Origin of the sequence: Streptomyces sp. NBC_00249 (assembly GCF_026342355.1) — a bacterium.
Classification (GTDB): domain Bacteria; phylum Actinomycetota; class Actinomycetes; order Streptomycetales; family Streptomycetaceae; genus Streptomyces.
The window spans coordinates 204,077-218,318 of record NZ_JAPEMV010000001.1 but is presented as its reverse complement, the minus strand read 5'-3'; the positions used below and the strand labels follow the sequence as shown (position 1 = coordinate 218,318).

11 protein-coding genes are annotated in these 14,242 nt (G+C 73.7%); 8 read left to right on the top strand and 3 right to left on the bottom strand.

The window, feature by feature from the left end:
* Positions 1 to 87 precede the first annotated feature (87 nt).
* The 7 genes from OOK31_RS01035 to OOK31_RS01005 all read left to right on the top strand — a co-directional run bounded on the left by OOK31_RS01035 (position 88) and on the right by OOK31_RS01005 (position 7,960).
* A complete protein-coding gene (locus OOK31_RS01035; RefSeq protein ID WP_267010383.1) occupies positions 88 to 867 on the top strand; it encodes an ABC transporter permease in 780 nt (259 codons plus the stop codon).
* Complete coding sequence (locus tag OOK31_RS01030) at positions 864 to 1,580, top strand: ABC transporter ATP-binding protein (protein ID WP_267010382.1); 717 nt, start codon at positions 864 to 866, stop codon at positions 1,578 to 1,580. The genes OOK31_RS01035 and OOK31_RS01030 overlap by 4 nt, the downstream gene beginning before the upstream one ends.
* A gap of 49 nt (positions 1,581 to 1,629) precedes the next feature.
* Positions 1,630 to 2,673, top strand: a complete 1,044-nt coding sequence (locus tag OOK31_RS01025) for an ABC transporter substrate-binding protein (protein WP_267010381.1) — start codon at positions 1,630 to 1,632, stop codon at positions 2,671 to 2,673.
* A gap of 46 nt (positions 2,674 to 2,719) precedes the next feature.
* Positions 2,720 to 3,829 (top strand): aryl-sulfate sulfotransferase, encoded by a 1,110-nt coding sequence (locus OOK31_RS01020; RefSeq protein WP_267010380.1) that lies wholly within the window; start codon positions 2,720 to 2,722, stop codon positions 3,827 to 3,829.
* Between the two features lie 240 nt (positions 3,830 to 4,069).
* The gene (locus OOK31_RS01015) at positions 4,070 to 5,299 is read left to right on the top strand and encodes an LLM class flavin-dependent oxidoreductase (RefSeq protein WP_267010379.1); all 1,230 of its coding nucleotides are present in this window, start codon (positions 4,070 to 4,072) and stop codon (positions 5,297 to 5,299) included.
* Between the two features lie 79 nt (positions 5,300 to 5,378).
* Entirely contained in the window at positions 5,379 to 6,782 is a 1,404-nt protein-coding gene (locus OOK31_RS01010) for an NtaA/DmoA family FMN-dependent monooxygenase (RefSeq protein ID WP_267010378.1), read from the top strand.
* Between the two features lie 53 nt (positions 6,783 to 6,835).
* A complete protein-coding gene (locus OOK31_RS01005; protein ID WP_267010377.1) occupies positions 6,836 to 7,960 on the top strand; it encodes an LLM class flavin-dependent oxidoreductase in 1,125 nt (374 codons plus the stop codon).
* A gap of 25 nt (positions 7,961 to 7,985) precedes the next feature.
* Here the strand turns inward: OOK31_RS01005 and OOK31_RS01000 are convergent, their stop codons facing one another.
* From OOK31_RS01000 to OOK31_RS00990, 3 genes are all read right to left on the bottom strand, one after another.
* A complete protein-coding gene (locus tag OOK31_RS01000; protein WP_267010376.1) occupies positions 7,986 to 10,376 on the bottom strand; it encodes an excinuclease ABC subunit UvrA in 2,391 nt (796 codons plus the stop codon).
* 184 nt (positions 10,377 to 10,560) lie between these two features.
* A complete protein-coding gene (locus tag OOK31_RS00995) occupies positions 10,561 to 11,154 on the bottom strand; it encodes a MepB family protein (protein WP_267010375.1) in 594 nt (197 codons plus the stop codon).
* Positions 11,155 to 11,215: 61 nt separating this feature from the next.
* Positions 11,216 to 12,034 (bottom strand): alpha/beta fold hydrolase, encoded by an 819-nt coding sequence (locus OOK31_RS00990; protein WP_267010374.1) that lies wholly within the window; start codon positions 12,032 to 12,034, stop codon positions 11,216 to 11,218.
* A gap of 94 nt (positions 12,035 to 12,128) precedes the next feature.
* Between OOK31_RS00990 and OOK31_RS00985 the strand changes: the two genes are divergently transcribed.
* Positions 12,129 to 14,240 (top strand): transcriptional regulator, encoded by a 2,112-nt coding sequence (locus OOK31_RS00985; protein WP_267010373.1) that lies wholly within the window; start codon positions 12,129 to 12,131, stop codon positions 14,238 to 14,240.
* The last annotated feature ends 2 nt before the right edge of the window (positions 14,241 to 14,242 follow it).

The window sequence follows — 14,242 nt, the reverse complement described above, 5'->3', positions numbered from 1 at the left end:
GTCAATTATTGACCTCACTTATCCCCGTCAGGTGGACGAGTGAAGGAACAGACAACCCCCGCCCGACCACGCCCAGGGAGCAGACCCGTGCACGCCACCCCCTCACCGCCCGGCCGGCTCCTCGGCCGGGCAGGACCGGCCCTCGGCACCGCCGCCGCCGTGCTCGCGCTGTGGTACCTGCTGGCCCGCTCCGGCGCGGTGGCACCCGGACTGCTCCCCACCCCCGCCCAGACGGCGGCCGCCCTGGCGGACAGCGCCCGCAGCGGCGTACTGGCCGCCGACCTCGGCGCCAGCCTCGCCCGGGCCGGACAGGGCTTCGCCCTCGGCGCACTCCTCGGCGCCGCCCTCGGATTCACCACCGGCTACCTGCCCAAGGTGTCCGCGGCCGTCACCCCCGCCGTCTCCTTCCTGCGCCCCATCCCCGCCATCGCCCTGGTGCCGCTCGCCACCGCCTGGTTCGGCATCGGCGAGAGCGCCAAACGGCTGCTCATCGCCTACGCCGTCCTGCTCGCCGTCTGGCTCTACGTCCACGACGGGGTGTCCCGGGTCCCGGCCAGCCACCTGCGCGCCGCCCGCTCGCTCGGAGCACCGCTGCACCGGCGGTTCACCGAGGTGCTGCTGCCCGCCGCCGCGCCCGCCGTCCTCGCGGCCCTGCGCTACGGCGCCTCGGTGGCGCTGCTCGCGCTGGTCGCGGCGGAACTGGGCGGCGCCGACAGCGGGTTGGCGTACCGCCTCCAGGTGGACGGCCAGTTCCTGCGCGTCGACCGGATGTTCGCGGGGCTGCTCGTCCTCGGGCTGCTCGGAGTGGCGGTCGACCTCGCCCTGGCCTCGATCGGCCGCCGCTTCGCCCACTGGAGCACCTCATGAGCCTGGACGTACGCCTCGAAGGGCTCCGCGTGACGTACGGGTCCGCGCCCGTACTGGAACGCACCGAACTGGAGCTGCCCGCAGGGTCCTTCACGGCGCTCCTGGGGCCGAGCGGCTGCGGCAAGTCCACCGTGCTCGGCGCCGTCGCCGGCTTCGTACGGCCCACCTCCGGGCAGGTGACGGCCGGTTCGGTGCCGGTGCGCGGACCGGGCCCGGAGCGGGGCGTGGTCTTCCAGCACTACGCGCTGTTCCCGTGGCGCACCGCCCGCGGCAACGTCGAGTTCGCCCTGAAACGGCTCGGCCTGCCCCGGGTCGAACGGCGCCGGCGCGCCCTCGCCGCACTGGAAGAGGTCGGACTGGCCGACGGGGCCGAGAAGTACCCGGCCCAGCTCTCGGGCGGCATGCAGCAGCGCGTCGCCCTGGCCCGCGCGCTGGCGGCCGAGCCCGAAGTGCTGCTGATGGACGAGCCGTTCGGGGCGCTCGACGCCCTGACCCGCACCCGGATGCAGAGCTTGCTGCGGGAGCTGTGGCAACGCCGGGGAACCACCGTCCTGTTCGTCACCCACGACATCGACGAGGCGCTGGCCCTCGCCGAACGGGTCGTCGTCCTCGGCGGCCCGCCCGGACGGGTGCTGGCCGACCACCCCGTACCCGCCGGACCGCCCGACCCCGCCCTGCGCGCCCGGATCGCAGCCCACCTCGGCGCCCCCTGACCCTCCGCCTCCGCCTCCGCTTCCCCCGACCGTCCTGAAAGGCCCAGCCGTGCCCCCTTCCCCCGCACCCCGCAGACCCGCCGGCCGCCGCCGTCCCCGCGTCCTCGCCGCCGCCTTCCTCGCGGCCCTGCTCGCCGCCACCGCCACCGCCTGCGCCGACCCGGCCGCCCGGGGCCACGGCGGGCGCCACGCCGTCACCGTCGCGGCCGGCGACCACCTCGGCGGCGCGCCCGTCTACGTGGCCCAGGAGCGGGCCCTGTGGCCCGCCGAGGGCGTCGACGCCACCGTCACCACCCAGCCGACCGGCCGCGACGCCCTCAACGCCGTCCTCGGCGGCCAGGCCCAGCTCGGCGTCGTCGGCGACCTGCCCGCCGTCACCGCCGCCCTGGGCGGGCGCGACCTGCGGATCGTCGCCGACCTGTCCCGCTTCTCCGACTGGCGGCTGCTGACCCGCACCGACACCGGCATCACCGCCTTCGCCGCGCTCAAGGGCCGCAAGGTCGGCGTCCCGCAGGGCACGAACGTCGAGTACGCCCTGTCGCGGATGCTCGCCTCGGCCCAGCTGTCCGCCGCCGACATCACCGTCGTCAACCTGGCCCCCAACCAGGTCCCCGCCGCGCTCGCCCGCGGCGACGTCGACGCCGGGGTCACCTTCCCCAGCTTCTACGACGCCACCCGCACCGCCCTCGGCGCCCGCCACGCCGAACTCCCCTTCACCGGCTACACCGCCAGGACCCTCCTCGTCGCCGGTCCCTCCGCGACCCCGGAGGGCACGGCCGCCGCGGTCCGTACGCTGCTGCGCGCGCAGCGCCTGATCACCGAGGACCCCGCGGCGGCCCGCAAGGACCTCCTCACCCAGTCCAAGGGCGCACTCCAGGCCGGCTACGTCGACGCCTTCCAGCCGCGCTACGCCTACGGGGCGACCCTCTCCCCGGAGCTGCTGGCGGAGCTGGCGCAGGAAGCGGCCTGGGCCAAGACCGCCCAGGGCCTGCCCGGAGCCGCGGACCAGGGCGCGCTGGCGCGGTACCTGGACCCCGGCCCCCTCACCGCCGCCGACCCGTCCGCCGTCACCGTCACCGGCGCGGGCCGCTGACCCGGATCCCCGCACCGACCCACCCCCACCAGCACAGGAGTTCACCATGACCGTCGATCAGAACACCCTCCGCCGCCGGGGCACCGGCCTCGTCGCCCACGACCCGGACCGCAGCTTCGGCGGGTACACCCTGTACACGCCGATCACCAGCGCCGGCGAGATCCACCTCGTCGACATCGAGGGCCGCACCGCCCACACCTGGACCTCTCCCCACCCGCCCGGCCGCCAGGCCCAGCTGCTCCCCGGCGGCAACCTCTTCTACGCGGCCAAGGACACCTCCGGCCCCTCCCTCTTCCCCATCTGGGACGTCTACCACGGCGGCATCTTCCAGGAACTGGCCCCCGATTCCACGGTCCTGCGCGAGGTCCGGCACCCCTTCCACCACCACGACGCCTCCGTCCTGCGCAACGGCAACCTCCTCATCACGGCCGTCGAGCCCCTGGACCCCGCCGACGCGGCCCGCATCCAGGGCGGCATCCCCGGCTCCGAGGCCCCGGGCGGCGTCATCTACGGCGACGTCGTGTACGAACTGACCTGGGACGGGGAGGTGGTGTGGCGCTGGGCCGCCATCGAGCACCTCGACCCCGAAGAACTCCCCCTGAACCGGCACTTCGCCCGCGAGCACTGGCCGATGGCCAACACCGTCAACGAACAGGCCGACGGCTCGGTCATCGTGGGCTTCCGCAGCGCCTCCACCACCGTGTCCGTCGACCGCGCCGACGGCTCCGTACGCTGGCGCATCGGCCCCGACGTCCTCGCCCAGCAGCACCACCCGCACGAACTGCCCGGCGGCACCGTCCTGGTCTTCGACAACGGCACCTACCGCGACACCACCTCGGTGCCCTACTCGCGCGTCCTGGAACTCGACCCGCACACCGGAAAGGAAGTGTGGTCCTACGAGGACAACCCGCCGCAGAACTTCTTCAGCCCCTACATGTCCAGTGCCCAGCGGCTGCCCAACGGGAACACCTTCGTCGCCGAAGGCTCCTTCGGGCGGCTCTTCGAGGTGACCCCCGGAGGTGACGTGGTCTGGGAGTTCGTGGTCCCGCAGTTCCGGTCCTTCGGCGACGGCATCGGCCTGGAGTCCTCCGCGGGCGCCCAGAACTCCGTGTTCCGCGCCTACCGTTACGCCCCGGAGCAGCTTCCCTGGCTGTGACCCGACCTCGTGCCCACGGCACCTCGCCGGCCCCGCGGACACCGTCCGCGGGGCCGGCAACACATCTGCCAAGTTCTCTTCACAATGCGGTCATTGTACGGGCCAGGCATCGGGCGTAGCGTTTTCCGAAGAATTCCGGAATCGATCGAACAGAAGAATTGCCGGCTTCGCTGACGGGACGAATTCACGCACCCGCACCGGACCACTTCCCGCACGCCCATCAGGAAGGCGCATTCCGACGTGCCCGTTCCCCCGTCCTCCTCCGCTTCCCTCCCGCCCACCGCACGAGCACCCCTGCACCTCGCCGTCGCCCTCGACGGCGCCGGCCGGCATCCCGCCGCCTGGCGCGAGCCGGGGGCGCGTCCGGAGGCGCTCCTCACCGCCCGGTACTGGGCCGACGCCGTCGCCGAGGCCGAGGCCGGACTCCTGGACTTCGTCACCTTCGACGACGCCTTCTCCCTCCAGTCCTCCGCGCCCGACGGCCCGGACGGCCGCACGGACCGGGTCCGGGGACGGCTGGACGCCGTACTGACCGCCGCCCGCGTCGCTCCGCTGACCCGGCACCTCGGACTCGTACCGAGCGTGACCACCACCCACACCGAGCCCTTCCACATCTCCAAGGCCGTCGCCACCCTCGACCACGTCAGCCGCGGCCGGGCCGGACTGCACCTGCGGATCGCCGGACCACCCCACGAGGAACGGCACTTCGGCCGCCGCCCCGCCCCGCTCCCCGCCGCCGCGCGGTACGAGGAGGCCGCCGACCACGTCGAGGTGGTCAGGCGGCTGTGGGACAGCTGGGAGGACGACGCGGAGATCCGCGACGTGGCCACCGGCCGCTTCGTGGACCGGGACAAACTGCACCACATCGACTTCGAGGGCCGCCACTTCAGCGTCCGGGGCCCCTCGATCACCCCGCGCCCCCCGCAGGGACAGCCCCTCGTGAGCGCGGCCGCCGCGCCCGCCGGCCACCGGGACGCCGAGGCCTCGTACCGCCTCCTCGCCCGGTCCGCCGACATCGGGTACGTGGGCCTCCGCGGCCGGGCCGAGTCCCTCGCGGCCGTCGCCGCGATCGGGCACGCCCGGGAGGCCGCCGGACCAGGCCTGGCACCGCTGCGCCTCCTCGGGGAACTGACCGTGTTCCTGGACGGGGACGGCCCGGCGGCCGCCGCCCGCAAGGAACGCCTCGACGCCCTCTCCGGCCACCCGTACGAGCAGGACGCCGAGGTGTTCACCGGGACCCCCGCCCAGCTGGCCGACCTCCTCGAAGAGCACCGGTCGGCGGGGCTGGACGGCTTCCGCCTGCGGCCCGGCGTACTCGCGCACGACCTGCCCGCCGTCACCCGGGCCCTGGTGCCCGAACTCCAGCGCCGCGGCCTCTTCCGCACCGCGTACGAGGCGGACACCCTGCGCGGACTGCTCGGACTGGAGCCCCGTCCCGCCAACCGCTACGCGAGCGCCCGCACCGCCTGAGCGTCCGCACGGCCCGCACCGCCCGACAGGCCGACCGCCCGACCGCCTGATCCCGACGATCCGGAAGGACGAATCAACCATGAGCACCAAGCCGCTCAAGCAGATCCACCTCGCGGCCCACTTCCCGGGCGTCAACAACACCACCGTGTGGAGCGACCCGGCGGCGGGCAGCCACATCGACTTCGACTCGTTCGTCCACTTCGCGCGGACCGCCGAACGCGCCAAGTTCGACTTCCTCTTCCTCGCCGAGGGACTGCGCCTGCGCGAACAGGGCGGCGAGATCTACGACCTGGACGTGGTGGGCCGCCCGGACACCTTCACCGTCCTCGCCGCCCTCGCGGCCGTCACCGAACGCCTCGGCCTGACCGGCACCATCAACTCCACCTTCAACGAGCCCTACGAGGTGGCCCGCCAGTTCGCCTCCCTCGACCACCTCTCCGAGGGCCGCGCCGCGTGGAACGTCGTCACCTCCTGGGACGCCTTCACCGGGGAGAACTTCCGGCGCGGCGGATTCCTGCCGCGCGAGGATCGCTACTCCCGCGCCCGCGAGTTCCTCTCCACCGCCGTCGAACTGTTCGACTCCTGGGACGGCTCGGAGATCGCCGCGGACCCCCGGGCCGGTACCTTCCTGCGCGACGCCCGCGCCGGAGCCTTCTCCCACCAGGGGCAGCACTTCGACATCGAGGGCCGTTTCGACGTCCCGCGCAGCCCCCAGGGCCGACCGGTGATCTTCCAGGCCGGGGACTCCGACGAGGGCCGGGAGTTCGCGGCCTCCGGCGCCGACGCCATCTTCGGCCGGTACGGGACCCTGGAGGAGGGCCGCGCGTTCTACGCCGACGTCAAGGGCCGGCTCGCCCGGTACGGGCGCACCCCCGACCAGCTGAAGATCCTGCCCGCCGCCACCTTCGTCCTCGGGGACACGGACGCCGAGGCCCACGAGCACGCCCACGAGGTCCGCCGCCTCCAGGTCAGCGGACAGACGGCCGTCAAATACCTGGAACACGTCTGGAACCGGGACCTGTCCGGCTACGACCCCGACGGCCCGCTGCCCGACGTCGACCCCGTGGTGGGCGAGAACACCGTGGCCCTGGGGCGCGCGAGCGTACGCCAGTTCAGCGACCCCCTCGCCACGGCCCGGCAGTGGCGGGAGCTGGCGGAGGCCAAGAACCTCTCCATCCGCGAACTCGTGATCGCGACCACCTCCCGCCAGACCTTCGTCGGCAGCGCCGCCACCGTCGCCGCGTCCATCGACTCCCTCGTGCAGCAGGACGCCGCCGACGGTTTCATCCTCGTCCCGCACCTCACCCCCGGCGGCCTCGACGTCTTCGCCGACACCGTCGTCCCGCTGCTCCAGGAACGCGGGGTCTTCCGCAGCGAGTACGAGGGCAGCACCCTGCGCGACCACCTGGGCCTCGCCGTCCCCGAAGCCCGGCGCGGAGCCCTGGGGCCTGTCGTCGAACTCCCGTCCGCCCCGGCCCCGTGACGCCGCCGCCCGTCATCCGGACCCGCACGACCCGACCTCCAAGGAGCTGAGCCATGTCCGGCATCCCCCTCGGTGTCCTCGACCTCGTCCCGGTCACCTCCGGCTCCACCGCCGCCGAGGCCCTCCGCCAGAGCATCGAACTCGCCCGGCAGACCGAGCGGTTCGGCTACGCCCGCTACTGGTTCGCCGAGCACCACCTGAACCCCGGCGTCGCCGGGACCTCACCCGCGGTGCTCCTCGCCCTGACCGCCTCCGCCACCTCCACGATCCGCATCGGCTCCGGCGCCGTGCAGCTCGGACACCGCACCGCGCTGTCCACGGTGGAGGAGTTCGGCCTCATCGACGCCCTGCACCCGGGCCGCCTCGACCTGGGCCTGGGCCGCTCGGCGGGCCGCCCGCCGCAGCCGGCGCCGGACGCCGCGCCGCCCTTCGAGGGGTGGACGCCGAACGGCCTGCGGATACCGGCCCGCTTCTCCTTCGCCCACCTCCTCGGGCACCCCCGCGTGGCCCTCCAGCAGCGGCTGCTGAACCTGCCCGGGGCCCGCCCGCAGGACTACGCCGAACAGGTGGCCGACGTACTGGCCCTGCTGCGCGGCGACTACCGCTCCCCGGAGGGCCTGGAGGCGCACCCCGTCCCCGGCGAGGGGGCCGACCTACAGGTGTGGATCCTGGGCAGCAGCGGCGGGGTGAGCGCCGAGACGGCCGGCCGGGAAGGCCTGCGCTTCGCCGCGAACTACCACGTCAGCCCCGCGTCGGTGCTGGAGGCCGCCGAGGGCTACCGGGCCGCCTTCAAACCGTCGGCCGCACTGGACCGGCCCTACCTGACGGTGTCCGCCGACGTGGTGGTGGCCGAGGACGACGCGACGGCCCGCGAACTGGCCGCCGGATACGCGCCCTGGGTCCACAGCATCCGCACCGCCGAGGGCGCCATCCCCTACCCCACCCCGCAGGAGGCCCGGGCCCTCACGGACCGCTGGACCCCGGCCGACCACGCCCTCGTCGAGGACCGCGTGGAGACCCAGTTCGTGGGCTCCCCGAAGACGGTCGCCGACCACCTGGAGCGCCTCCAGGAAGCCACCGGCGCGGACGAGCTCCTCATCACGACGATCACCCCCACCCCCGCCACCCGCATCAACTCCTACCGGCTCCTGGCGCGGGAGTGGGCCCGCCGCTCCTGACCCGCCGAGGCAGCGGCGGCCGCCGTCACGCGCCGACGTACGCCGCGAGGTGCTCGGCGGTGACGGTGGAGCGGGCCGCCACCAGATCGGCAGGGGTGCCCTCGAAGACGACCCGGCCGCCGTCGTGCCCGGCGCCGGGGCCGAGGTCGATGATCCAGTCCGCGTGCGCCATGACCGCCTGGTGGTGCTCGACGACGATCACCGACTTGCCGGAGTCCACCAGCCGGTCGAGCAGCCCGAGCAGCTGCTCGACGTCGGCGAGGTGGAGCCCGTTCGTCGGCTCGTCGAGGACGTAGACCCCGCCCTTGTCCGCCATGTGCGTGGCCAGCTTCAGCCGCTGCCGCTCGCCCCCCGACAGGGTGGTGAGCGGCTGGCCGAGGGTGAGGTAGCCGAGACCGACGTCCGCGAGCCGGTCCAGGACGCGCCGCGCGGCCGGGGTGTGGGCCTCGCCGGAGCCGAAGAACTCCCGGGCCTCCTCCACCGGCATCGCGAGCACCTCGCTGATGTCCCGGCCGCCGAGGCGGTGCTCCAGCACCGACGCGTCGAACCGCTTGCCCTCGCAGTCCTCGCAGGTGGTGGCGACGCCCGCCATCATCGCGAGGTCGGTGTAGATGACGCCCGCGCCGTTGCAGCTGGGGCAGGCGCCCTCCGAATTGGAGCTGAACAGCGCCGGCTTCACCCCGTTGGCCTTCGCGAACGCCTTGCGGATCGGGTCGAGCAGCCCGGTGTACGTCGCCGGGTTGCTGCGCCTGGAGCCGCGGATCGCGGTCTGGTCGACCGACACCACGCCCTCGCCGCCAGGGATCGACCCGTGCACGAGCGAGCTCTTGCCGGAGCCGGCGACGCCGGTGACGACGACCAGGACCCCGAGCGGGATGTCGACGTCGACATCCCGCAGGTTGTGCGTCGTCGCGCCGCGCACCTCCAGCGCGCCGGAGGGCGTGCGTACCGTCTCCTTGACGGAGGCCCGGTCGTCGAAGTGCCGGCCGGTGACGGTGTCGCCGGCCCGCAGCTCCTCGACCGTGCCCTCGAAGCAGACGGTGCCGCCCGCCGGGCCCGCGCCGGGGCCGAGGTCCACGACGTGGTCGGCGATCGCGATGGTCTCCGGCTTGTGCTCCACCACCAGCACCGTGTTGCCCTTGTCGCGCAGCCGCAGCAGGAGGCCGTTCATCCGCTGGATGTCGTGCGGGTGCAGACCGGCGGTGGGCTCGTCGAACACGTACGTGGTGTCGGTGAGCGAGGACCCGAGGTGGCGGATCATCTTGACGCGCTGCGCCTCGCCGCCCGACAGGGTGCCCGCCGGCCGGTCGAGCGAGAGGTATCCGAGGCCGATCTCCACGAACGAGTCGAGGGTCTGCCCCAGCGCCGACAGCAGCGGCGCCACCGAGGGCTCGTCGAGGGCGCCGACCCAGGCGGCCAGGTCGCTGATCTGCATCGCGCAGGCGTCGGCGATGCTGATCCGCCCGATCTTCGAGGCCCGGGCCCCCTCGCTGAGCCGCGTGCCCTCGCACTCGGGACAGGTGGTGAAGGTGACGGCCCGCTCCACGAACGCCCGGATGTGCGGCTGCATGGCCTCCTTGTCCTTCGACAGGAAAGACTTCTGGATCTTGGGGATCAGCCCTTCGTAGGTGAGGTTCACGCCCTCGACCTTGACCTTGGTCGGCTCCCGGTAGAGGAAGTCCTGCATCTCCCGCTTGGTGAACTTGGCGATGGGCTTGTCCGGGTCGAGGAGGCCCGACTCGGCGTAGACCCGCACGGTCCAGAAGCTGTCGGACTTCCAGCCGGGGATGGTGAACGCGCCCTCGGCGAGCGACTTGGAGTCGTCGTAGAGCTGGGTCAGGTCGATGTCGGAGACCGTGCCCCGCCCTTCGCAGCGCGTGCACATGCCGCCGGTGCGGTTGAAGGTCGCCTTCACCGTCTTCTTGTTGCCGCGCTCGACGGTGATGGCCCCGCTCGCCCGGACCGAGGGGACGTTGAAGGCGTACGCGCTGGGCGGCCCGATGTGCGGCTCGCCCAGACGGCTGAAGAGGATCCGCAGCATCGCGTTGGCGTCGGTGGCGGTCCCGACCGTGGAGCGCGGGTCGCCGCCCATCCGCTGCTGGTCGACGATGATCGCGGTGGTCAGCCCTTCGAGGACGTCGACCTCGGGCCGGGCAGGCGTCGGCATGAACCCCTGTACGAAGGCGCTGTAGGTCTCGTTGATCATCCGCTGCGACTCCGCGGCGATCGTGTCGAACACCAGCGAGCTCTTGCCCGAGCCCGACACCCCGGTGAACACCGTCAGCCGGCGCTTGGGGATCTCGATGCTGACGTCCTTGAGGTTGTTCTCCCGCGCCCCGTGCACACGGATCAGGTCGTGGCTGTCGGCACGGTGCGGTGCGGGCGACCGCGTGTCCGAGGTCCTGGCCTTGCTCATCGTGTCTCCATCCGACGGCGGCGCCGCCTTCGCCCGGCTCGGTCCGACCGGCTTCGTGCAGATAGGTCTGGTTCTACTTCGTCGGCGCGATCAAGGCAACGGTCCGCCACCGTCCGCCCGCCGCGCCCCGCTCAGCGGAGCTCGTTGAAGCGGACCAGGTTTGGTGATGTCCATGGCCCTCACGCTAGGCGGGGGCCCCGTCGCGGTGCTTCTCCGATCCTGACCGATCGCCCCGCAGGTGCAGGGCGCGGGCGCGGACGGTGTCGACGGGACCTTCCGCGGGCACGTGCAGGAAGTGCTCCACCTGCCAGGCCTGGCTCCCACGGGCCTGCCGCGCGACGGTGACCGCCCACGGCGGGTAGACGCGGAAGCCCCGCTTCCCGCCCGCCCCGCCCCGGGACACGACGCCGCGTTCGACCAGCACGTCCCTCGGGAACACGAACTGTCCGAAGTGCGAGCCCTCACGCGCGCTGACGACGAACAGGTCGACGGGATCGGCGGCGTCGAAGGGCTGGATCGGCCCGCTCCCGGACCTCTTCCACACCGTGACGAACTGACCGGCCTTCTTCGGGGTCGTCTTCGCCACGCGGAACCGGACGCGCAGACCGTCCAGGGTGAAGGCGCACGCCGCGTACTCGGCGCTCTCCGGTTCGGCGACCGGCCGCGAGCAGCTGAGCCCGGCCGGGTCGTAGACCTGCTGCTTCGCCAGCAGAAGGTCGGCCGGGATCTCCGCGCCGCCCGGCCAGGCCCCGCCCGGGCCGTCGTGTTCCGTCGCCATGCCCCACGTCCTGTCCTGGCCGTATATCGAACACGTGATCCTATCGGTCGGGGGTGTGCGGTCAGGACGCGATCGGGTGCCGGGCCAGGAAACGGACCAGGGCCTCGGCCACCGGCTTCGGGCGTTCGATGTGCAGCAGATGGCCGACCCCGTCGATGACGCTCTCCTCGACCTCGGGCACGGCCCCGCGCAGGAACGCGGCGACCTCGATCCACAGCGGCTGGGTCCTGCTTCCCCGCATCGACAGCACCGGCCGGCGGATCGCCGCGGCCTCGGCGGGACCGAACTTCCACTCGGCCAGGCCGGGGAGCTCGACCCCGAAGAACGTGTCGGCGTCCTTGACCGCCTGAGTGAAACTGCCCGGTATCCGCCGCTCCAGCAGGGCCCGGCAGTGCGGCGGGGTCATACCGCTGACGAGGGACAGGAACAGCCCGAGGGCGCGTTCGGCGTCACCGTCGGCGTACGCCTGGAAGGCGGGCCCCGCCTGCGCGAAGAACGCCTCGCCCGCCGGCACCGACAGCAGGGACAGCTCCAGCAGGGCCACCGTGGCGACCCGGTCGGGGTGGTCCTGGGCCAGCTGGGCGGCGACCGCCGCGCCGCTGGAATGTCCGGCCAGATGGGCGCGGCCGATGCCGAGGGCGTCGAGCAGTGCGACGGCGTCCGCGGCGTGGTCGGCGACGGAGACCGGACCCGGGGTGTGGGTACTGCCGCCCCAGCCCCGCTTGTGGTAGCGGATGACCTGGTAGCGGCTGGTCAGCGCCTCCTGGGCGACGAGCGGGACGAACCCGTCGGCGAGGACGGGGCTGATGAGCAGGACCGGCTCCCCGGTACCGCGGATCTCGTGTTCCAGGCGGATGCCGTTGACCGTGATGGTGTCCATGATGTCCTCCGATGCGGATGTGGCTCACCATGAGGGCGTAAGCGAGAGCGTTACCGCCGTAACCACCCCGTACGTACCGGGACCGGAGGAAACGATGACGCAGGCCTCCGACGACGGATCCGCGCTGGATCGGGCCCGCGGCGCCGCGGGCCGCGGCGCGTGGGCCGAGGCGTACGCCGCCTACCTCGAGGCCCGGGAGGCGGACGGGCTGGGCCCGGCGGAGCTCGCCGACTTCGCCGGTGTCGCCTACGCGGCGGGTCACCTCGACGTCGCCATCGAGACCTGGGAGCGGCTCCACGCCGATCTGGCCCGGCTCGGCGAGGACAACGGCGCGGCCGGGGCCGCCGTACGCGTCGCCATGCACCTGCTGTTCGACACCGCGCTGATGGCACCCGTACGCGGCTGGCTGCGCCGCGCCGAACGCCTCCTCGACCCGGCGGAGGTGACCGGCGCCCACGCGTGGTTCGCGGTGGTGCGCGCCTTCGAGCGGCTCCTCAGCGGCGACCTCGACGCCGCCCGCACCTGGGCGGCGCGGGCGGTCGAGGCCGGTACGGCCACCGATCCGGCGGCAGCGGCGATCGGGCGCGTGGCCCAGGCCCGGCTGGTGATCCTCGGCGGTGACGTCGAACGGGGCCTCGGGCTCCTCGACGACGCCGGCACGGCGGCGATGTCCGGCGACCTCGACGCGCTGTCGACCGGAGTCGTCTACTGCGAGCTGGTGTGCGCCCTGCAGGGCCTGGCCCAGTACGACCTGGCCGAACAGTGGACGGAGGCGATGGAGCGCTGGGCGCGCACGAACGCGGTCGGCAGCCTGCACGGCCGGTGCCGGGTGCACCGGGCGGAGATCATGCGCCTGCGCGGCCGGCACGCGAACGCCGAACAGCAGGTGCTGCTGGCCTGCGAGGAACTGCGCCCCTACGTACGCCGCGAGCTGGGCTGGCCGCTGACCGAACTGGGCCGGATCCGGCTGCGGCGCGGCGACCTGACCGGCGCCGAGGACGCCCTGCTCGCCGCGCACCGCCTCGGCTGGGATCCCGAACCGGGGCTCTCGCTCGTCCGGCTCGCCGGGGGCGACGTCGACGCGGCGGCCGCCGCGATCCGGGAGGCGCTGGCCAGGCCGCTGCCGGTGCCCTCGAAGGAACTGCCCCCCACCTCCGGGCTGCGCCGGGCTCCGCTGCTGGACGCCCAGGTCAGGATCGCCGTCGCGGGCGGCGATCTGGAGACGGCGCGGATCGCGGCCCGCGAGCTCGACGAGGTGGCCGTCCGCTTCGAGAGCACCGCACTGGCCGCGTCGGCATGCCGCGCGCGCGGCGAGGTCCTGCTCGCCGGGGGTGACGCGGCCGCCGCGTCGGAGTCGTTCGCGGAGGCGGCCCTGGCCTGGAGCGAGGTCGGCGCCCCCTACGAGACGGCCGAGTGCCGGCTCCGGCTCGCCGACGCCCAGCAGGCCCTGGGCAACCGCCGGGCGGAGGCCCTCGAACGGGAGGCGGCGCGTACCGAACTCGAACGGATCGCCCACGAGCCCGCGGCCGAGGCCTCGCAGCCGGCCACGGCCGAGCGGACCACGGTCGAGCAGACCACCGCCGGGCGGACCACGCCCGAGCGGGCCACCGTCGAGCCCGCCGCCATCGAGCCCGCCGCCATCGAGCCGGACACCTTCGTCCGGGAGGGCGACCACTGGAAGGTCGTCCTCGACGGCCGCCGCGTGAGCGTCCGCGACAGCAAGGGCATGCACCACCTCGCCCGGCTGCTCGCCGCACCGGGCCGGGAGTTCCACGTGCTCGACCTGGTCGCCGCCGACAGCGACGACCCCGCCGTGGCCGCGGTGCTCCTCGGCGCGGGGGACGCCGGCCCCCTCCTGGACGACCGCGCCAAGCAGGCGTACCGCCGGCGGCTCGCCGAGATCGAGGAGGACATCGAGGAGGCCGGCGCCGGCCACGACACCGCCCGGCAGGAGCAGGCCGCGCTGGAACGGGATTTCCTGATCGGCGAACTGGCCAGGGCCGTCGGGCTCGGCGGCCGTGACCGGCACGCCGGAGCGGCCTCGGAACGGGCCCGGGCCGCCGTCACCCAGGCCGTGCGCAAGGCCATCGGCCGCCTCCGCGACGCCTCGCCGCCGCTCGGCGACCACCTCGACCGCACGATCCGCACGGGGACCTACTGCGCCTACGCCCCCGATCCCCGCTTCCCTTCCCCGTGGGCCACCTGATC

Bases quoted from the DNA above. Each gene is read 5' to 3' on its own strand.
- OOK31_RS01030 (WP_267010382.1), top strand. From the start codon at position 864: ATGAGCCTGGACGTACGCCTCGAAGGGCTCCGCGTGACGTACGGGTCC.
- OOK31_RS01020 (WP_267010380.1), top strand. From the start codon at position 2,720: ATGACCGTCGATCAGAACACCCTCCGCCGCCGGGGCACCGGCCTCGTC.
- OOK31_RS01010 (WP_267010378.1), top strand. From the start codon at position 5,379: ATGAGCACCAAGCCGCTCAAGCAGATCCACCTCGCGGCCCACTTCCCG.
- OOK31_RS01005 (WP_267010377.1), top strand. From the start codon at position 6,836: ATGTCCGGCATCCCCCTCGGTGTCCTCGACCTCGTCCCGGTCACCTCC.
- OOK31_RS01000 (WP_267010376.1), bottom strand. From the start codon at position 10,376: ATGAGCAAGGCCAGGACCTCGGACACGCGGTCGCCCGCACCGCACCGT.
- OOK31_RS00995 (WP_267010375.1), bottom strand. From the start codon at position 11,154: ATGGCGACGGAACACGACGGCCCGGGCGGGGCCTGGCCGGGCGGCGCG.
- OOK31_RS00990 (WP_267010374.1), bottom strand. From the start codon at position 12,034: ATGGACACCATCACGGTCAACGGCATCCGCCTGGAACACGAGATCCGC.
- OOK31_RS00985 (WP_267010373.1), top strand. From the start codon at position 12,129: ATGACGCAGGCCTCCGACGACGGATCCGCGCTGGATCGGGCCCGCGGC.